Genomic DNA, 17,745 nt, shown 5'->3' on the forward strand with positions numbered 1-17,745 from the left:
GCACGGGACCCCCGCGCCGGCCGCCGACGTTCGGTCAGGACTCCACCCCCTGGCACTTGTGGCTGCGCGCCACAGGACCGCGGACTGAGTGCAGCGGACGTGCCGGACGTCGCGTTCTGCGTGCACGACTGCGCTCATCGAGTTGCTGAGCACACTGGTGGCGACGGGATCACGAGAGCTCCAGCCGGGGCTTGCGGGTGCCGCGCGGGCGAAGCCGTCAGCAAGGTGAGCACGATGGCCCCGACGGCCGGTCGCCGTCCTCCTGATACGTACCCGCCCACTACCCCACAGCGCGGGCTGCCGCCGCCAGCGAACCCCCACCTCATCACCCGCTCGGGCGACGGCACCGGGGTGGCGCGGCGCCAGCCGGTTGCCGCGGGCTGCTTCCACACCGGATTCTCCTCGTTGCGGCCCGCCGTCGCCTGGGCCGAAGATCGGGGACGGCGGCCCTGGGCAGCTCTCCCGGTTGGTTCATGGCGAAGTCCTCCCGTCAGGGGTGGTCTGTGAAGGACGGCGGCCGCCCCGACGGGCGGTGCCGAGCGGGGCGGCGCTCAGAGGGCGCGGGCGCTCACCGGGGGCAGGACGGCGCAGCCGGCTTCGACGAGCATGCCGGGGCGCAGCGGGACGGCCTGGTGCACGGAACCGAACAGCACGATGTCGCCCGCCTTGAGTCCGGTGCCGAACGCGGCCAGGCGCCGGGCCAGCCACGCCACGGCCGCGAGCGGGTCGCCGAGGACCTCGGGCCCGTCCCCGAGGCGGCTGGGGCGCCGCCGCTCCGCAGACTCAGCAGGCGCTCGGGCAGGTGGAGGCCGGGGCGGAAGGGTACGACGGGCCCGGTGACGATCCGCGCGCACGCCGCGTTGTCCGCGACGCTGTCCGCCAGCGCGAGCTGCCGGCCCCGGTAGCGGGTGTCGATGATCTCCAGCGCGACCATCGCCTCGGACACCGCCGCGCGCGCGGCGGCGACGTCGACCGCCTCACCGGCCAGGTCCTCGCCGAGGCGGAACGCGAACTCGCTCTCGATGAGCGGGGACACCAGGGCGGCGGTGTCGACCGTGCCGCCGCTGGGGACGGCCATGTAGTCGAGGAGGACGCCGGAGTCCGGTTCGGCGATGCCCACCTGCCGGCGCATCGCCTCGGAGGTGAGGCCGACCTTGTGGCCGATCGGCCGGGGCCCGGCCACGATCCGCAGCGCGGCCCCGGCCCGCTGGATCCGGTAGGCGTCCACCAGGTCCACGTCCGGGCGGCGGGCGGTCAGCGAGGTCACGGGGACGGCGGCGCGCTCGGCCTGCCACAGGGCGAGGGCTTCCTGCTCGATCCACGGCGCCACCTCACCGCCCGGCCCCTGGCCGGTGAGGGCGGCACCGAGATCGGGCAGGTCCGGCGGCATCGGCGGCCGGTTGGCGGACCTGCCGCCGGCAGGGCGGCGCGGGGCACCGGGCGGCGGAGCGGCAGGGCCTCGGGAGCGTACGGACATGGAGTCCCCCAGGTGTGAGGTCCTGGTGCAGCAGTTCTGCACCGGTGACCATCACAGCTCGGCGGCCACCGCCCGCGGCAGGGCTCACGAGGGGGCCGACGGACCGACGGCGGGGCCGACGCGCTTCCGGACCCGGCCGCCCGGGAGGCGGGGCGGTCAGGCTCCGGTGGGTTCGCCGCCGACGTAGCGGGAGACGACCAGCGGCAGGAAGTCCGCGGCGTGCCCGAGGTCGCTCACGTCCTGCACGCTGCGCACGACCGCGAGCCGGTCCAGCTCGGGACCGACACCGCGGGCGCGCTCCTCGTGCGCCAGCGCCTCGTGGTGCTTGAGCGCCAGGGCGGCCGGGACCTCCGGCGCCAGGAAGTGCACGCCGACGTTGCCGTGCTCGCCGCGGGTCACGCCCCAGGCCGTCATGTCCTCGGGATCGCAGCCGACACCGGTCTCCTCCAGCAACTCCCGCGCGGCGTGCCGCCGCAACGCCGCCACGTCGAGACGCTCGCCGTCGGCCGGCGGCTCCGCCGAACCCCCGGGCAGCCCCCACCGTCCCGCAGACGCGGTGAGGTCGGAGCTCCGGCCGACGATCAGCCCGCCGTCCTCCACCGGCTGCAGCACGGTGACGAAGATCGAAGCGGGGAACCAGGAGCAGCCCTCGACCCGGCGAAGCGCGCGGTGGCGGTAGGTCGCCGCCGCCCACGACAGCAGCAGAGCGCCGTCGGCCTGTGTCTCGACTCCGACGCAGGCCACCGCCGGGCCGTCGAACAGCGCCGGCTGCCGGGCGACCGCCTCGTCCCAGAAGCGGTCCATGGCCGCCAGTTCCTCCGGCGACAACGGGGGAACGGCCGTCTGCTCCAGGCGCAGGGTCCTAGCGTCGAGGAACTCAACGTTGCTCACCCGGCCATCGTGGCAGACCGGGCGGGCCCTCCCGGCATCGTCTGCGCGACCGCCACGCCCTCTGCTAGGTTGCCCGCCCGCCGCGGCGGGTCCGCCTCGTGCGGCGACCTGCGTCCCACGGTCCCCACCGCCCCGGGCCACCTCGCCGGGCACCGGGGCGGGCCGGCGCCGCGTGGGCCCCCGCGCCGTCCGTCGGCCCCCTCGTCGGCCCTCCCGCTCCACCCGGACCGGGCGGTGTGATGGCACCCGGCCGCCAGAGCCGTACACCGCCCGGTACGACGAGCCCTCCGGCGACTCAAGAGGGAAGTGACCATGTCGATCACCCTGACCGGCAGCGCCCGCGTGGCGGCCGTCGTCGCCCATCCGGATGACGACCTGCTGGTGTTCTACGGCACGCTGCGCGGCTGGAGCGACGCGGGCGCTTCCGTCACCGTTATCGTCGCCACCCACGGAGCCAACGGCGTGTCCGTCGCCGACCAAGCCGCCGGAATCACCCTGACCACCGTCCAGCGGCTGGCAGAACTACGGGCCTGCTACCAGGACACCGGCATCACCGTCTCGTCATCGAGCAGCCGCGCGGCACCGGCCACTACGGCACCGGCCACTACGGCACCGCCCTGCCCCCGCTGTGCGCCGCCGAGTGGATCGGCGGTGACGACTTCCTCCTCGCCTCCGGCGACGACCTCCTCCTGCGCCTGGACCAGGGATCGGACCTGGCAGACCTCGTCAACGCCCGCCGAGGCGCCCACACCGCAGGCGCGGTCGCCGTCGCCGTCCAACCCTCCGACCGCCCGCTGCGCTACGGCGTGATCCAGCACCGCCCCCACGCCGGCGAGCATCCCCTGATGGACTCGGTGCGGGCCTGGAACCCCGGCGACCGCGAGCACGGCACCGCGCACGTCAACATCAGCAGGACCCTGCTCCCGGCGACCGCACTGCCGTACTTTGCCGCCGTCCGGCCCGCGGATGACGGCGAACTGCGGGCCAGGCCACACCGACGCCATCACCGCCTTCGCCCACGACCACGACCTGCTGGTCCAGCCGATCCTGGGGGCCTACTACGACTGCGGAAGCCCCGCAGGCCTGCACGCGGCCAACACCGTCATCTCGGGCGCGGCCTGAAACAGAGCGGCGGCCCTGCCAGCTACCGCACACGGGGCCGGCTCCTCCTGAACATCCGAACGGGCCAACAGTGTTGGTGCGGCTCCCCGGCCCGCTCGGGGGTTCGGGTCCGGGGCCGCCGTTCTCCACGGTGCCGCTGCCGACTGCCGACGTCGCGCGGGACTACGCCGTGACGGTGACCGTGAGGGCCCGACGGTCCGGGGTCCGGCGCCGCTTCGAATGGTCTCCCACGGCGTTTCCCCTTCGGTCGCGTACGGGACACGCTCAACCGCTCATCCTCACCCGCCCCGGCATCGGACGGTAGAGGGCGTGCGGAGGCCTCCGGGGTGCGCACAGCACCACCTTCACCCCGACCCGGAGCCCGACGGCCGCCGTCGCGGAGTACGAAGTCCGGGGCGTTGGAGCAGCCGGGCCGCGGTGGCCCGGCGTCCTGGCGACCACGGTGTCTGGCGTGACCGGGTCCCTGCATCGGTAGCTCTCTGTAGCCGATGTAACGGCGTGTTGTCCCGGGTTTCGGTGTTCCCGTCCCGGTCAGGCTGGGTGTCGGCATCTTGATCACGCCGGAGTGGTCGATGCCGAGGGGAAGGGCCTGATCGCCCACCGCCTGACATCCGAAGCGATCCCGAAACTCATGATCGGAGCAAATCCCCGTGAATCCCCGCACGCGGCATGACCGGCCTCGGGTCGGCTGGATGGCCTGCGCTTACGGGGCCGCAGCCCTTGGTGCCCTGACGCTGGCCCCGTCCCTGCGCTCTCTCCACCACGTGGCCGTGCTCGGCGGCTACTCCGGGACCATGGCCTGGGGGTGGGTTGCGCTCCCCGCCGGCGCGGCCGTCGTCGGTCTGCTCTCGGTGATGCTGCTGGTCGCGCTCGGCTCCAGGGTCGGGATGTGGCCGCTGGCCACGCTCGCGCTCGGGTTCGGTGCCGTGGTGGGCGCCGACGGCTACGACGGTGCCACGACGGCCATGTGGACGGCCATGGCCGTCTTCCCGTTGGCCACCCTGGCGGCCATCGTGGCCACTGGCCTCGCCGTTGGCCCGGGGGTGGCCAAGTGAGCGCCGCCAGACGGTCACCGAGGTGTTAGGCGGCGACCGAGGATGCGAGTGGGGCCCGTGCCATGAGGTCCGCAGTCCGAGCGAACAGCCGAAGAAGGGGTCCCGCTGTGACCGAGCACTCTGTCCGCGCGGCGGTGTTCTCGGCCGGGTCCTGGGGCACCGCGATCGCCAAGGTCCTGGCCGATGCCGGTACGGACGTCACCGTGCACGCCCGCCGAGGCGAGATCGCCGACGCGATCAACACCACTCACCGCAACCCGGGCTACTTCCCGGACACCGAGCTGCCCGCCTCGGTGACGGCGACGACCGACCCGGCCGCCGCGCTGGCCGGCGAGGACTTCCTGGTGCTGTCCATCCCCGCGCAGTCGCTGCGGACCAGCCTCGCCGCGTGGGCGCCGCACATCGGGCCGGACACGGTGATCGTGTCGTTGATGAAGGGCATCGAGGTCGGCACCGGACTGCGGGCGAGTCAGGTCATCAGCCAGGTCACCGGCGTCCCGGCTTACCGGGTCGCGGTGCTGTCCGGCCCGAACCTGGCTGCCGAGATCATGGCCGGCCAGCCCGCCGCCGCGACCATCGCCTGCCCGGACGAGGACGCCGCACACCGCTTCCAGCGGGCCTGCCACACCCCGGGCTTCCGGCCCTACACCAGCACCGACGTGACCGGCTGCGAACTGGGCGGAGCGGTGAAGAACGTCATCGCCCTGACGGTCGGCATTGCCTCGGGCATGGGCCTGGGCCACAACTCCACGGCCATGCTCATCACCCGGGGCCTCGCGGAGGCCACCCGCCTGGCCGAGGCCATGGGCGCCCACCCGGCCACCCTCGCAGGCCTGTCCGGCGTCGGCGACCTGGTGGCCACCTGCTCCTCCCCGCTGTCGCGCAACCGCACCTTCGGCGTCCACCTCGGCCGCGGCATGAGCGTTGCGGAGGCGACGGCAGCCACCCGGCAGACCACCGAGGGCGTCAAGAGCGCGGAGGCGATCCTCGCCCTGGCCCACGCCCACGGCGTCGAGATGCCGATCACCAACGTGATGACCGCCCTGCTGAACGAGAAGATCACGCTCGACGAGGCCGCCACCGCGCTGATGCAGCGCCCTCCCCGGCCCGAGCGCTGACCTCGGCGGCCCCGCCGCGTCGGCGCCGGGCCGCCCCTGCCACCTTCGCCCTCCCACCCCGGAGGCTCATCGTCATGCACACGTCCGTGCTGTCCGCTGCCCAGATCACCGTGGCCCCCGCCCTGGCGGCCTGGATGGCCAACGGGTTCACCAACCGGCCCGGCCGCCTGCTGCGCTGGCGGATGTTCTGCCGCGCCACCTTCACCATCATCATCCTGCCCCACCAGCACCCGGGCCCCGCTCCACCCTCTGCCAGAACTGCAGCGCCCCGACCGCCCCCCGCAGGCCCCCGGACAGGAGAAGCCCCGTGACCAGCAACCTCCCCGTGGACCACACCAAGGCCTCCCCCGTCACCCCGATCCGCGCCGGCGCGCAGGGCATCCAGCGAGACCTCGGCGCCGATCTCCGCCGTGCCACCGCCGTGCTCCGCGGAATGCCCAACCAAGCGGAATCGGACATCACCGTGGCCGCCTCCGCCGCGATCGTGGTCACCGGACGAACCCCCGCCGACGCGCTGCAGACCGCTGTCGACTGGCGCCGCAACGCTACCCACGCCACGACCTGCACGCCGCCCTCACCGGCGCCGACCTGGTTGCCCTGGCCACCGAGTGGCCCGAGTGCCGCCAAGTCAACCCCCTGCACCATCGTCGACCCCGACCGCTGGTGCCACGCGGGCTGGAACGTCCGTCAGCTCGGCCGCCCCGGGAAGTAGTCCCCCGTACGGCGCGGACTCAAGACCGGGCGAACACTTCCCTGCATTTCCCCTATTCGGGTGAACCGCCGCTCCCCGACCGGCCCTACTCGCCTAGCATGCCTTGGGCACGCGCCCACAGCCCCTGCCGGGAAGCGACGTTGACTTCTGTATCGAGAACACTACGCTCCGCATTCGCCCTTCCCGACCCCCGGCTCGTGCTCCCCACCGTTCGGCGGATCACCGCCGAGTGGCTGACCACCAAGTACGGCATGGCCCCCACGGCTTCCGGGCACCACCGCCTGACCCAGAACGCAACCCTCACCACCCAGGTCATCTACGACAGCGCCGGCACCGAGCAGTCGATCAGGCTCCAGCTCCGCGAGGAGCAGGGCAACGCCACGTGGCGCACCACCGTCACCGCCACAGCACCGGACCACACATCCTCCGCGGTCTCCGTTCTCCTGGAGGCCTTCGCCAACCCCGGACACACCGTGGTCCCCGGGCGCCCTCGACTGGTCCGCGAACTCGTCACCGCCCTACGCCCACATGACGGGCTCGCCCGACTCACCCTTCACGCCCAGGAAGTCGACACCGACGTCGAACCGCTCCTGCACGTCCTGTGCGACCCCGACCGGCAGCTGCCGGTCATCGTCGCCGCCCGACCGCTGCGCCCGGACAGTCTCTGGTCGAGCCGGATGCGCGAGACCATGCCGAACTGCGCGGGTGCCGCCTCGCTGTACCTGCTGCGCGACGTCGCCTCCGTCAAAGCGTTCCGCGAGCATGTAGGGGAGCACCATCGGGTGTCCTGCGGGGCGGTGCGAACCTTCCTGCCCGGGGTCGACCCCGCCTGGGTGCCGGACGCCGCCCGCCACCGCTTCATCTCCTACGCCCGCATGAGCGACCCCGGTGACTCCTCGTGGCGCGGCATCGCCAGGCGCGTCCAGCAGGCCGCCAGCGACACCGTCCTTCCGGCGCCTCTGCAGCACCTGGCCTTCCCCGACGTCTCGGTGGCCCACCAAGCCGACCGGCAAGCCGCCCTGACCGCCGATCGAAGCGCAACCGACAACGCGTCCCTCAGGGCGGAAATCGGGCTGCTCACCGAGCTGCTGGCCCAAGCCGACGTGGACCTCCGCGAGGCGAGCCGCAACGCCGACCTGGCCACCCGGACGATCGCGGCTCTCCAGGAGCAGCTGGAGGACGCAACCGCCACCGGGCTGCGCGACGTCGAGGACGGCCTTCGGGCACTGGACGACGTCGCCCGCCTTCACTCGGAGGTCGAGCTCCTGCGGGCCCGCCTTCGCACCGTCGGCCGCCACGAGGACGCAGTGGTCGTCGAGGAGCAGGCAGGAGTGCCGCAGTCCTTCGAGGAGCTCTGGGGCCGCCTGCGCGAGCTCCCCGGCGTTCTCGTCACGGCGGATCAGGCCAAGGCCCTAGCCCTGGACGAGTCCGAACGGGCCCGGGTCTGGGCAGCAAAAGCGTGGAACGGCCTGCGCGCTCTCAACTCGTACGCGCTCAGCAGCGACTTCCGGGGCAATTTCTACCAATTCTGCTCGGCAGGCATCCCCGGCACCGCGGGATGGTCACACAAACAACTCGGCATGAACGAATCGCGCACGACGATGGGCCGCTGGGGCGAGGAGCGGCGCTTCCCCGTGCCCAGAGACGTCGATCCGTCCGGATGGGCGCAGATGAAACCCCACCTGAAACTCGACAACGGCGGTCGCGCCCCACGGATCCACTTCCTTGACGCCAAGACCCAGAGGATCCCCGCCCAACTGGTCGTCGGGTACATCGGGGCCCACCTCACCAACACCATGACCAACTGACCCGCCCGGTTGCCCCTCGATCACGCACTCCGCCCTGTCCGGCACGCAGGCCTTCCGAACGGTACGAACATCCCAGCAACTCGTGGCGCCGTTCCCTCAACTGCCCTCCCCAGAAGGAGGCGCCCAGGTCCAACACGATGATCCAGTAACCGACTCCGCTGTTGAGCCCTTCGCGCCCTGCGCGCTGCTGTCGTCCGAGGAACGGGGGTGCTCGACCTCGGGGCGTTGCCACGGCATGCGGCCCAGGAACTGGTGGAGGAGGTCGGGGTGCCCGCCGCCCCCGAGGACATGACGGTGTGGTGCGTCACGCAAGGCGAGTTCGGCAACGTCGGCGGGCACTTCCTGCCGCCGCCGATCCCAGCCAGCTTGGCACACGAGCACCACAAGGCCATAGTGGAGGCCGGGGCTGAGCGCGGCACCACTGCCGAGTTAGACCAACTCCCGGTCATCCACTCCGGGGCGGACGCCACCGAACCCGGGTACTACGCGGACTTCCTACCGCAGGTCGTCACCCGCTACGTCGCGAACTGGGCGCCGCACTGCGCCTGACTGCGGGCGACGATCCGTCGGACGTGGTTCCGGGCGGGACAGGGGCGGAGAACTGCCGGCCGCCGGGACCGAGCGGTCGGCGGGTTCCGGGAACCGGCACAGGCCGCGGAGGAACGGGCGTTGCCTCCTGGAACGGAGAGCAGTCCACCGGTGCGAGCTGGCGGTCCCGATCTTCGTCCCTCTCCGGGAGTCCTGCCGCGGGATCGGAGAAGGGCTGCCACAGCGGGCGACGTTCAGTCATGATCGCGAGTCTGCCAGGCACTTCGGCTCAGGGCCCGGATCGGACCTCGGGACCTCCTACCGACGGCCGCCTTCTCGGTCCGGATGCCGCTGGAGGTAGCACCTCTCCCAGTAGGCGATCTGCTCGCTGACCTTCGCCCACCCCGCGTGCTCAGCAAGGTCCGCGTCCTCAACCAGCACCCGTACCTCGACAAGGTCGCGCAGTGCTCTGCGGCCCTGGCCCTCCCGCAGGGCATCTCGGGCCGCCTCGACAAGCGGAGCCCCCCGCGTCCCGGAGCGCCGCTGAGCGGTGACCACCACCGGCATGACCTCGGTGATGAACTCGGTGAGCAGCGCGTCCGACCGCATGCCCCGTTGGATCCGGGACATGAGGCGCCCGATCGTCAGGAGGCCGACGAGTACCAGGGCCGCGTGGCAGAGTCCCAGCCACCACGACACGATGCCCCTGGTGATGCCCGCGTTGGCGTAGATGTAGGGGAGCATCCACCCGGTCACGAGGACGACCGCGAACCACATGATCTTCTCGACCGGGCTGGGGGAGAACTCCCACATCCGACCACCGCGGGCCCGTGCCACGGCAACAGCAACGCAGGCGACGACGAAGAGCCACCCCAAGGTGATGGCAAGTCCCGGCAGGACCACGTGATCTCCCTCGAATACCTGGAGAGCCCAGGACGTACCCGCCACCAGCCGGCCGGTAACCGGATTCTATGGAGCGGCAGCGACAACCGGCCGGGCCAGAGCGATCCAGGCCGCCGTCGAGAGCGGTCGCCGAACAGCCAGGCCGAGGTACGGTCCCAGGATGAGCAGCACCAGCCTCCACCTGAAGGACCTCGTCGACATGGCGGTAGGGGGCGCCGTCTCGACGCCCGCCCGGAGGCGGGCCACTGGCTGATCGCCCAGCTGGAGGCGCAAGGGGACGAGGCGATCTGGAAGGACGCCTGCCTGCTGCTCGCTCCGCTTGCCGCGCGGCCCGCCTACGGGCTGCCGGCGGACAAGGCCGCCGACCGGCTGCGTCTCACCGCTCGAACCGCCCAACCCGATCTCGATGTCGCCCTGGTCCTGATGCTCAAGCTCGCCTACCAGGTGCGGGGCCGGGGTGCCGTTGGCGAGGTGTGGGCCGCGAACACGACCGAGCTGCGCCGGACGGCGATCATGCACCTCCTGATCATGGTCAGTGCGGCCGTCGGGTGCCACGGGCGCCGGCTCAGTCCGGAGGGCACGGTGGCTCTCGTCCGCCGGGCGATTCCGGCTTCGCCCGGTGCGGCCGGGTAGACGGGGGCTCCCGAGGCGGTGTCCGTACCGGATCCGTCCGCGAGACCGTCGCGGCCTCGGGCCTGCCCGTTGCGCGGGTTCGGGCGGCGTTGTCGGTGGGCCGGTCTACGCTGTGCGGGTGCTGGACCTCGCGCCGTCCAGCACCCCTCGGACGGACTTCTCCCCAGCACGAACCGGGGCACCATCGCACCATCGTCACCGTCGGCGGATGAGGGGCCACTCCCGGGCCGTGGGCACCGGGCACCATCGCGAGACGGGCGTGCCGTCTCGCTGCCCAAATCCCTGAGGAGCGCGCGTTCATGGACAACATCACCAGCAAGCAGCTGGGGTACCTGCGGCTGCTGATCCGCGAAACCGGCATCGGTGACGAGTGGCTGGGCAGCTGGGCCAAGCCCTGGCTCACCCAGCGCGAGCGCGGTGTCGGCCAGATCAGCAACCTCTCCAAGGTGGCCGCGAGCAAGCTGATCGACGGGCTCCTGGAGGAGCGGACGGAGACGGCGGACTGACGGCAGGCCGGGTGCCCGAAGTCGGCCTTCGGGCACCCGGCGGCGCGCCGTCCGGCAAGGGCCTTCGTGAGCTTCGGCAGCACGTTGCCGAAGCTCGGGTGGCCGGGGGAGATTGAGGCGCGGAAGCACGGCGTCAGAGCTACCCGGAAGCCCGGGTAGCTCTGACGATCAACGCCGAGGGGCTGCTGGCCCAGCACCCGAGCGACGACGCACTTCGCGAGCTGGTTCGGGTCGGGCAGCAGCGGGGTCCGGCCGTGAGCGTCGTTCTGGTGAACCCGCTCGGGACGCAAGGCCTGGGGCCGGGGCGATGCTCCGGCTGCCTCGACCGGACAGCCCCAGCGCGGTGGTGAGCGCGACCGCGGTCACAGCGGCGAACGCCGCCACCGACGCGGCGAAGCCCTCTCGGGCAGCGACCCGGTTGACCAAGGCCAGCACGATGTCGAAGCCCGCGTGAGCGGCCATCAGGGGCAGCACCGCGCGCGAGCGGCGGTACAGCAGCACGCTGACGACCGCCCACGGCACGAGGGGGATCGCGGCCAGGCCGTACTCCAGGTGGTAGGACAGCCGCGCCGCCGTCAGGACGACGACGAGCCCGGCCAGGCCGAAGCGGCGCAGCCGGGCGTCCGTGACTACCTCGCCGATCCGCCAGGCCGCCAGGAGGGGCAGGACCAGGACGACGGTCTCCTCGCTGATGCCGGCCGCCACGGAGGAGACCGACTCGCCCAGGAGCGTGCTTCCCCCGCTGCCACCGGAGTATGAGGCGAGGGCGGGGGAGTGGGTTCGGGCGAGTTCGAACAGGACCTGCACGATGAACGTCGGGGCCTCCGCCAGGCAGAACACCGAGCAGGAGGCGGACAGCAGCTGCCGCGCGGACAACCGGGGAAGTCCTACCGATGGCGCCCGTTCCGCGATGCCCACTGTCAGCCATGCGGGCAGGGACAGCCACAGCCACAGGGTGGATGCCCAGAGCATGGCGGCGGCGGTACTGGTGCCCTGGCTCGGGGCGGCGCCGGAGGCGGCTGCCTGTGCTCCGGGCCAGGCCGCCCCGATGGTGATCGCCATGTAGGAGAGGGCGAAGGGGCCGGCGAAGGACCAGGCGATCGCTCGTCCCGTCTGCCCCGCGCGAGGTCGGGGGAGCGGCTCGCGGTCGGGCAGTGCCCCCAGCAGCCTTTGCACGAACGGCATGCCCACCCCTCCGGATCGCCGTGCCCGCAGCAGGCCGTCCCTGGGCCGCTGCTGTCGGCGGCGGTTGGTCGGCGAAGGCACATCAGGCAGCGAGCGGCGGTCCGGGCAGCGTAGCAGCGCCGGGCGACCGCCAGGGTGGGAGTTGTTGCGTGCCCGCTCAAACGTCGGGCCTCGCGGCTCCCGCTTAACCACCAGCAGGTCGGCCTGGCGCACGGGCACTGCGCTGGCGGACGACGGCAGCACCGCTGACTCGCGCTCGGGTGCGGCTCGGGCCATGGTCCCGTCGCGAGTCATCTGAGTGTTCGACCAGCGGCCCGGCGAGCGGTGCTGGCTGCCGGTCCGGCAGTCGCGGCCGCGTTGAGTCGGTAGTGGGACGCCTGGCATGCTGGGCGCAGCCGAAATCCGAGGGAGCGCTGTGGTCGCCGATGAGCGTAATCGCTGGGTCTCGTTTGCCTGGCGCCGCGACCTTTTTGTTCCGGTATCGGTCAGTCAGTCTCTTGTAGTCGGAACCGGCGTAGTGCTGCTGGCGGCTCTCAGCAGTACCGTCGCATTCGCCCTCTCTGAATGGCATGCCGAAGCTCTGCCGGGAAAGGGTGCTTTCGGACTTGTGCTGAGGGTTTCCGATCTCTATCCGATTCTCCCCGCGCTCTTCGCGCTTGTTCTTGCCGCCTTTGCGGTATATCTGTCCGTCGCCGCCGTCTTCGGCGCCGACGACCCCCATCTGGGCGGTCGGCGCCGTTGCACCTGCCGCCGTTGCCGCTGGGGCCACTGGAGCGCGCTGGAGCTGCGCCGACCGCTGTTCAACACCGAGTCGATGCTGGGGCTGGCGGTCACCGCTCTGACGGCGGCGCTGGCAGCCGACGCGGCCAGCATCGCGGGCCTCGGCCTGGGCCTGGGCGTGGTGGCGGACGGGCACCTGCTCTTCCCCGTACGAGTCGTCGCGGGCATCCTCGCGTTTCTGCTGCTTTTGGCTGGAATCATCGCGACTTGGGGCATTATTCTGTGGTCGTTTCTGGCGGTCGGCGGCGTATTCCATGTGCGGAACAGTCGGGTCAGGGGACGAGACAACAGGAATTCGGCGGTGTTCGCGCCTCTGGCCGTCTACGATCCCGAAGGTGACACGGTGTCGGACCTGAAAAATAGGCAAGAGCAGGTATTCCAGCAGTTCATGGATGCCCACCTGCTCCCGAAGTGGATCACCGGGCAGGGCGAGACCACCCAGACCCTCCGCCTGCTGGGCGTCGAGGTTCAGGAGGCGGCCACCGCGGACATGTGGGGGCTGGTGCCGGCGACGTGGCCCGAAGGTTGGCGGCTGGTTCGCAAGGAGGACGGCTACTTCTGGTTCGACCTGGTCAACGGGTCAGGGACAGCGATGATCGAAGGCCTCGTCAACGGCAAGGCCTACGATGCCCGGGCGCACCTGCGGCTCACCGACGCCGGGCGACGCGAGGCCCGGTGCCGGTGGTACGGCCTGTCGGACAGCGAGCGTGCCCTCATGCAGCAGCGCGGCGGACCCTGGAAGCCGCCGTACCCGGCCGTCGCCGAAGGTCCGCACTTCGAGGCCGGGGACAACTACGCCCTCGTCGCCGCGCAGCTCCGGGCCAGGGGCTGGACCATCGGGGCCGAGGAGGCCACCGGCGTCCAGGTCGTCTTGTCCGAGGCGGCGTCCGCCTGGGCCGCCGAGCGCCGGGCAGGCGACAGCTTCTGGCTGCTGCCGGGCGGCACGTCCGCCAACACGGCGCGCACGGGCTGCTCCGGGGACGGGACCTATCCGTGGGACACGCAGGAGGCCAAGGCGTCCTGGCAGGACCCGAGGGCCCTGGCCGACGAGGTCGACCGGGTTCTCCGCGATGGCTACCCGGGCGAGCCGGCCTCGGAGAACGCGGCCGCGGACATGCTCTAAAGCCCTGTTGTCGGGCAAAGGCCGACAACAGGGCAGTCCCCGTCAAGCGGGGCCGGGCTCCGTCACCGCACCGGCCAGATCGGGGTGACGGAGCGTCGGTTGCGCGGCGAGACGACGCTGGGCCTGCTGCGCCGCTGGGTCGACGGTGTCATCCGACCGGGGACAGCCGATTGCGGCCCGGCGAACGGGCTCGGCTTCGGCGAGCAGGTCGGCAACAGGGTGGGGCAAATACACCTTTCTCCGCGTACGTGTACGCAAGGGATAAATCACCCGGACGGGCGGCACAGTCGCAGACCAGGCGGAATCCCCGCCGTGCCGTCACCGCGCTCACTACGCTCGACGGCGTGACCACCACCGCGGCCGCCCGGCGACCCATCACCGAGCTGCCCGCCAGCCCCTCCGCCATCGGCCTCACCTACCAGCTGGAAACGCCGCTGCGCAGCCACGCCCACGACCGCACGATCGAGCGCTGGACCGTCAGCGCCCGGATCGGCGAGCACTTCGGCCTGGAGCCCACCCCGGCATGCGCCGCCTGCGTCGACCGCCGGGCGGGCGTGCAGCAGGCCAGCGCCGCCACCGCGGACGACGACGGCTGCCCGCATCGGCTCCTGGTCGGTGAGTTCGTCTTCTACCGGATCCGCTGGGGCGCCGGCATGAACCCATTCTGGGCGATGGAAGAGGAGACCCAAGGCCTCTACGAAATCGCCGAAGCGATCTTCAACGAGGAGAGGAACGACTACAGCAAGGAGTTCACCGACCTGGCCGACATGGTCATCGGCGGCAGCGACCTCCTGGTCCTCGACCACGCCGAGCTCACCGGGCCGTGGCGCGGCTTCGGCCTCGGGCCGATCCTGGCCGCCGAGGCGATCGACCGCCTCAACGGCGGCTGCGGCGCCGTCCTTCTCCACCCCGCCCCGATCACGACCGACGACCTGACCTTCGACCAGTTCAAGCACGCCAGCAAGCGCCTGGAGGAGACCTGGGCGAAGGTCGGCTTCGTGCCCTTCCTCACCAGCCCCTATCTGGTTTTCGGGACCTGCTGGGGCATTCCCGAGCAGCGCCTGGCCGCCCTGCGGAAGGAGCTGGACGCCCTCTGCGCCCAGTGGCAGGCCGCCCGGCGCACCAGGCCCTGACCGCCAGGCCCAGGCGGGCAGGCCACCCCGCCCGGCCTGTCGGTGCGCGCCGCTCGTTCGGGTGATCCCCCGCGGCGGCCGCGCCCGGCTCGCTACGGTGAGCACGGAGCCGGCCGGACGCCGGGGACGGGAAGGAGACCGCGGTGGGGCGAGCGGTAGTCATGACGGCCGGCCAGGCACGCCAGGCCATCGGTGAGGCCGTGACCGCCAGGATCACCAGGCTGTTCGAAGCCTGCCTGGCCGGGATGCGCGAGGACGGTCTCGTGGAGGTGTACGCCAAGTCCTGGCGGCGCTCAGCCCTCCCCGGCCACGATCCGAGCGCCGTCCCGCCGGTGCCCACCGCGCTGGTCGTGACCGGCAAGGCATGGTCCGAGCCGGGCGTCATCTTCACGTGGAAGAGCGAGTCCGGCGACCCGCCCTACTTCCAGATGGACACCCCGGCGGGCTGGATGACCCAGGTCGTCCACGCCGGGCACGCCGTGATCGACGGCCTGCCGGTGACCGCCGTCCTGGAGCGGGACGACCAGCGCCGTCCGTCGAAGGTGCTCACGGTCGCCCTCACCGGGTACTTCGACGTGAGCATCCACGGTTGGCGGGCCTGGGCACGCGACAGTGTCCGCGAAGTCGACTGGGCCGACCCTGATCAGCCGACGTTCCGCCCGGCCGTAGCCGGCTGAGCAGCGGTCAGGCGCGACCGTCGTCGTAGACCTCGGCCGGCTCGCTGCGCCGCTCCTCGTGGCCCTTGCCGTCGCCCTCGACGTGGATCCGGGACGCCTTGAGGCCGCTCCACTTCCAGACGATCTTGATCCAATGGGCGTCGTCGCAGCGGTTGTGGTAGTAGACCGTGGTCGACCACCAACCCGGGTCGTACGAGTACGCGAAGCACCCGTCCACGTTACGGGTCATCTCGCGGCGGCTGGCGGCCGCCTGCGCGGCCACGCTGGTGCCGAATAGGACGGCCAGAACGACGGTCGCGGCGACGGCGGTACGGCTCAGGTGACGCATTGTCCCTCCCAGGGTCTGCTGCCAGACGGGCGGCAGGTGCCCTGCCCAACCCGGCGGACTGCGCCCCGGTTCGCCAAGATCACCCGGACAGCCCAGATCTACCACCGGCGACCGCTGTCGGACCCCGTCGGCCGTCCCGGGACCTGACCGATGCGGGGCACGGCAGCGGCCGACGGTGCCGGTGAGACGGGGAGTCAGTCGCTGTCCAGGAAGCGGAGTACGTCGGCGTCCCCCTTGTCGGCCAGCGCCGCCACGATCTCGGGGTGGTCGGCGTCGAAGGCCTCGACCGCGCTGCGCGCGGCCTCGATGGCCTGCTCGTTCGCGGGCTGGAGGTGGCGGTAGTAGTGGCCGGGATCGCCGCCGGGATCGGCGTGGGCCGCGGCGCGCTGGGCGTCGTCCGCGTCGCACAGCCCGGCCACCCGGCCGGTCAGCTGTTCACGCTCGGCCACCAGGGCTCGGCCCCAGGAGGTGTACAGCACGGCGGTGAGCTCGGCCGTCCTCCGGTCCTCCTCGGCCCGGGCGCTGCGCCAGGCGGCGAGCCGCCGGCCGTCGGTGGAGACCGCGAACTGCGCGAGGGCGGTGTCCCCGAGGACGGTGAGCTGGCGGCCTCCTCGGTGGGTCAGCCACACCGTGGAGTTGTCGCGGATCAGGTGGGTGTGGCCGGCTGGGCGGCGGCTCTCGGGCACCCCGTGAGCAGTGGCCTCCGCGAGATGGCTGTTGGCCACCTCGGCGCCGTCGGAGTCCGTGGTGACGCTGTACCGGGCTCTGGGCCCACCGGTGCCGTGGGCGTGCCAACTCCTCCGCTGGGCAGCGGAGGCGTGCCGCCTGGACGGCGCTTGCCTCATCCTAGGGGGAGCGTCCGACAGTCGGCCCCGGAGCGCGGTGACGTTCAAGCTCGCTATGCCGTAGGCCGATGACCAGACCATGACCGACATCCCGCTTCTTCCAGGCCCTGCCTTCGAGGGGCGCCCGATCGTGACCGCCTCCCAGGAATTCGTCCACTCCTGGGGGGACGACTTGGCGGAGGTCAACGAAGCCCTTGCTGAGGTCTTCGGGAACGACGGACACTGGTGTCGCGTCGGCCCGGACGTCTACACGGTCGGCATCGGCGACCCCGAATACCGGTTGAGGGGCTCGACCGTAGGCTGGCACGTCGACCTCTTCCAGTCCTCCTGGGCACCGGAGTTCGGCGAACTCCGCGAGGTGCCCGCCAAGTACCGCCAGGCCGTGGCTGCCTACATCGACGCCAGGGACCGGCTGACCATGCCGCCGCCGAAGGTCGAGGAACTCCGGCAGCGCGGCGAGCCGGAGGACACTGCGGCGGTGCACGCCCTGGTTGGCCATCACCTGGTGCTGCTGGAGGACCAACTCCGGGCGTTGGACGCCTTGCAGGTCTCGCTGTCGGAGGAGGCGCGGTGCCAGCCCTGGGCCAGCCGGTTCCTGAGCAAGGAGTGCCAGGAGATCAAGGAACGTCAGGATTGCGTGTCCGCTTCCCTGGTGGAGTACCACCTCGGCGAAGCAGGTACTCGGGTGAACATTTGGTTCTGGGAACAGGGCTTCGACCTGCCGGGCGGGTTCATCCCCTTGCTTCCCGACAGCGCCCCGGCTCCGGAGACCGCCGCGGTGTGACGGGCCGCGCTGCCGGGCCCGATCAGCGCCGTACGGGCTCCCCGCTCTCCCATCGCCGTCCTCCGGCTGGATCGCCTCCGGCCCGGACGGGCGCGCGGAGCTGACCACCGACGGCACGGCCGTCCTGGCCGGCGTGC

At 71.9% G+C, this 17,745-nt stretch carries 20 protein-coding genes; 14 read left to right on the plus strand and 6 right to left on the minus strand.

All coding sequences use genetic code 11. The features are described from left to right. Positions 1-568 precede the first annotated feature (568 nt). Positions 569-1,390, minus strand: a complete 822-nt coding sequence (locus tag ACFXOZ_RS32910) for a 2-keto-4-pentenoate hydratase (protein WP_380593630.1) — start codon at positions 1,388-1,390, stop codon at positions 569-571. Positions 1,391-1,633: 243 nt separating this feature from the next. Beyond that, positions 1,634-2,368: an NUDIX domain-containing protein gene (locus ACFXOZ_RS32915; RefSeq protein ID WP_380593631.1), complete on the minus strand. Its 735-nt coding sequence runs from the start codon at positions 2,366-2,368 to the stop codon at positions 1,634-1,636. Positions 2,369-2,680: 312 nt separating this feature from the next. Between ACFXOZ_RS32915 and ACFXOZ_RS32920 the strand changes: the two genes are divergently transcribed. The 8 genes from ACFXOZ_RS32920 (at position 2,681) to ACFXOZ_RS32955 (ending at position 8,732) form a co-directional block, all read left to right on the plus strand. Continuing rightward, on the plus strand, positions 2,681-3,178 hold the full coding sequence (locus tag ACFXOZ_RS32920) for a PIG-L family deacetylase (RefSeq protein ID WP_380593632.1): 498 nt from the start codon (positions 2,681-2,683) through the stop codon (positions 3,176-3,178). Between the two features lie 156 nt (positions 3,179-3,334). Beyond that, positions 3,335-3,490, plus strand: coding sequence for a hypothetical protein (locus ACFXOZ_RS32925; protein ID WP_380593633.1), 156 nt, complete (start codon positions 3,335-3,337; stop codon positions 3,488-3,490). A gap of 692 nt (positions 3,491-4,182) precedes the next feature. Continuing rightward, positions 4,183-4,545, plus strand: coding sequence for a hypothetical protein (locus ACFXOZ_RS32930; RefSeq protein WP_380593634.1), 363 nt, complete (start codon positions 4,183-4,185; stop codon positions 4,543-4,545). A 62-nt stretch (positions 4,546-4,607) separates the two neighbouring features. Then, a complete protein-coding gene (locus ACFXOZ_RS32935) occupies positions 4,608-5,663 on the plus strand; it encodes an NAD(P)H-dependent glycerol-3-phosphate dehydrogenase (RefSeq protein ID WP_380593635.1) in 1,056 nt (351 codons plus the stop codon). A 74-nt stretch (positions 5,664-5,737) separates the two neighbouring features. Next, entirely contained in the window at positions 5,738-5,974 is a 237-nt protein-coding gene (locus tag ACFXOZ_RS32940; RefSeq protein ID WP_380593636.1) for a hypothetical protein, read from the plus strand. Further along, positions 5,971-6,375, plus strand: coding sequence for a hypothetical protein (locus ACFXOZ_RS32945; RefSeq protein ID WP_380593637.1), 405 nt, complete (start codon positions 5,971-5,973; stop codon positions 6,373-6,375). The genes ACFXOZ_RS32940 and ACFXOZ_RS32945 overlap by 4 nt, the downstream gene beginning before the upstream one ends. Before the next feature lie 197 nt (positions 6,376-6,572). After that, positions 6,573-8,183, plus strand: a complete 1,611-nt coding sequence (locus ACFXOZ_RS32950; RefSeq protein ID WP_380593638.1) for a hypothetical protein — start codon at positions 6,573-6,575, stop codon at positions 8,181-8,183. A 225-nt stretch (positions 8,184-8,408) separates the two neighbouring features. Continuing rightward, the gene (locus tag ACFXOZ_RS32955) at positions 8,409-8,732 is read left to right on the plus strand and encodes a hypothetical protein (RefSeq protein WP_380593639.1); all 324 of its coding nucleotides are present in this window, start codon (positions 8,409-8,411) and stop codon (positions 8,730-8,732) included. A 297-nt stretch (positions 8,733-9,029) separates the two neighbouring features. Here the strand turns inward: ACFXOZ_RS32955 and ACFXOZ_RS32960 are convergent, their stop codons facing one another. Next, complete coding sequence (locus tag ACFXOZ_RS32960; RefSeq protein WP_380593640.1) at positions 9,030-9,614, minus strand: hypothetical protein; 585 nt, start codon at positions 9,612-9,614, stop codon at positions 9,030-9,032. Here ACFXOZ_RS32960 and ACFXOZ_RS32965 point away from each other — a divergent pair, their 5' ends adjacent. Further along, on the plus strand, positions 9,615-10,247 hold the full coding sequence (locus tag ACFXOZ_RS32965) for a hypothetical protein (RefSeq protein WP_380593641.1): 633 nt from the start codon (positions 9,615-9,617) through the stop codon (positions 10,245-10,247). Positions 10,248-10,546: 299 nt separating this feature from the next. Beyond that, on the plus strand, positions 10,547-10,753 hold the full coding sequence (locus ACFXOZ_RS32970) for a hypothetical protein (protein WP_380525478.1): 207 nt from the start codon (positions 10,547-10,549) through the stop codon (positions 10,751-10,753). A 168-nt stretch (positions 10,754-10,921) separates the two neighbouring features. Here ACFXOZ_RS32970 and ACFXOZ_RS32975 read toward each other — a convergent pair whose 3' ends face one another. After that, complete coding sequence (locus ACFXOZ_RS32975) at positions 10,922-11,938, minus strand: hypothetical protein (protein WP_380593642.1); 1,017 nt, start codon at positions 11,936-11,938, stop codon at positions 10,922-10,924. 415 nt (positions 11,939-12,353) lie between these two features. Between ACFXOZ_RS32975 and ACFXOZ_RS32980 the strand changes: the two genes are divergently transcribed. The 3 genes from ACFXOZ_RS32980 to ACFXOZ_RS32990 all read left to right on the plus strand — a co-directional run bounded on the left by ACFXOZ_RS32980 (position 12,354) and on the right by ACFXOZ_RS32990 (position 15,651). After that, positions 12,354-13,841, plus strand: a complete 1,488-nt coding sequence (locus ACFXOZ_RS32980; protein ID WP_380593643.1) for a hypothetical protein — start codon at positions 12,354-12,356, stop codon at positions 13,839-13,841. A 344-nt stretch (positions 13,842-14,185) separates the two neighbouring features. Then, the gene (locus ACFXOZ_RS32985) at positions 14,186-14,974 is read left to right on the plus strand and encodes a hypothetical protein (RefSeq protein ID WP_380525481.1); all 789 of its coding nucleotides are present in this window, start codon (positions 14,186-14,188) and stop codon (positions 14,972-14,974) included. A 143-nt stretch (positions 14,975-15,117) separates the two neighbouring features. Next, complete coding sequence (locus ACFXOZ_RS32990) at positions 15,118-15,651, plus strand: hypothetical protein (protein ID WP_380593644.1); 534 nt, start codon at positions 15,118-15,120, stop codon at positions 15,649-15,651. Positions 15,652-15,658: 7 nt separating this feature from the next. Here ACFXOZ_RS32990 and ACFXOZ_RS32995 read toward each other — a convergent pair whose 3' ends face one another. After that, positions 15,659-15,979 (minus strand): hypothetical protein, encoded by a 321-nt coding sequence (locus ACFXOZ_RS32995; RefSeq protein ID WP_380525483.1) that lies wholly within the window; start codon positions 15,977-15,979, stop codon positions 15,659-15,661. Between the two features lie 194 nt (positions 15,980-16,173). Beyond that, positions 16,174-16,824, minus strand: coding sequence for a hypothetical protein (locus ACFXOZ_RS33000; RefSeq protein ID WP_380593645.1), 651 nt, complete (start codon positions 16,822-16,824; stop codon positions 16,174-16,176). A gap of 79 nt (positions 16,825-16,903) precedes the next feature. On the opposite strand from ACFXOZ_RS33000, the gene ACFXOZ_RS33005 reads away from it, so the two are divergent. Continuing rightward, positions 16,904-17,608 carry a hypothetical protein gene (locus ACFXOZ_RS33005; RefSeq protein WP_380593646.1) on the plus strand — a complete coding sequence of 235 codons (705 nt, stop codon included), beginning with the start codon at positions 16,904-16,906 and terminating at the stop codon, positions 17,606-17,608. Positions 17,609-17,745: the final 137 nt, after the last annotated feature.

The organism is Kitasatospora sp. NPDC059160 (genome assembly GCF_042755465.1).
GTDB lineage: Bacteria > Actinomycetota > Actinomycetes > Streptomycetales > Streptomycetaceae > Kitasatospora.

Excerpts from the sequence above, each read along its gene's own strand:
- ACFXOZ_RS32925 (WP_380593633.1), top strand. The coding sequence starts at position 3,335 with ATGACGGCGAACTGCGGGCCAGGCCACACCGACGCCATCACCGCCTTC.
- ACFXOZ_RS32970 (WP_380525478.1), top strand. The coding sequence starts at position 10,547 with ATGGACAACATCACCAGCAAGCAGCTGGGGTACCTGCGGCTGCTGATC.
- ACFXOZ_RS32995 (WP_380525483.1), bottom strand. The coding sequence starts at position 15,979 with ATGCGTCACCTGAGCCGTACCGCCGTCGCCGCGACCGTCGTTCTGGCC.
- ACFXOZ_RS32910 (WP_380593630.1), bottom strand. The coding sequence starts at position 1,390 with ATGCCGCCGGACCTGCCCGATCTCGGTGCCGCCCTCACCGGCCAGGGG.
- ACFXOZ_RS32920 (WP_380593632.1), top strand. The coding sequence starts at position 2,681 with ATGTCGATCACCCTGACCGGCAGCGCCCGCGTGGCGGCCGTCGTCGCC.
- ACFXOZ_RS33000 (WP_380593645.1), bottom strand. The coding sequence starts at position 16,824 with ATGAGGCAAGCGCCGTCCAGGCGGCACGCCTCCGCTGCCCAGCGGAGG.
- ACFXOZ_RS33005 (WP_380593646.1), top strand. The coding sequence starts at position 16,904 with ATGACCGACATCCCGCTTCTTCCAGGCCCTGCCTTCGAGGGGCGCCCG.
- ACFXOZ_RS32935 (WP_380593635.1), top strand. The coding sequence starts at position 4,608 with ATGAGGTCCGCAGTCCGAGCGAACAGCCGAAGAAGGGGTCCCGCTGTG.
- ACFXOZ_RS32940 (WP_380593636.1), top strand. The coding sequence starts at position 5,738 with ATGCACACGTCCGTGCTGTCCGCTGCCCAGATCACCGTGGCCCCCGCC.
- ACFXOZ_RS32975 (WP_380593642.1), bottom strand. The coding sequence starts at position 11,938 with ATGCCGTTCGTGCAAAGGCTGCTGGGGGCACTGCCCGACCGCGAGCCG.
- ACFXOZ_RS32930 (WP_380593634.1), top strand. The coding sequence starts at position 4,183 with ATGGCCTGCGCTTACGGGGCCGCAGCCCTTGGTGCCCTGACGCTGGCC.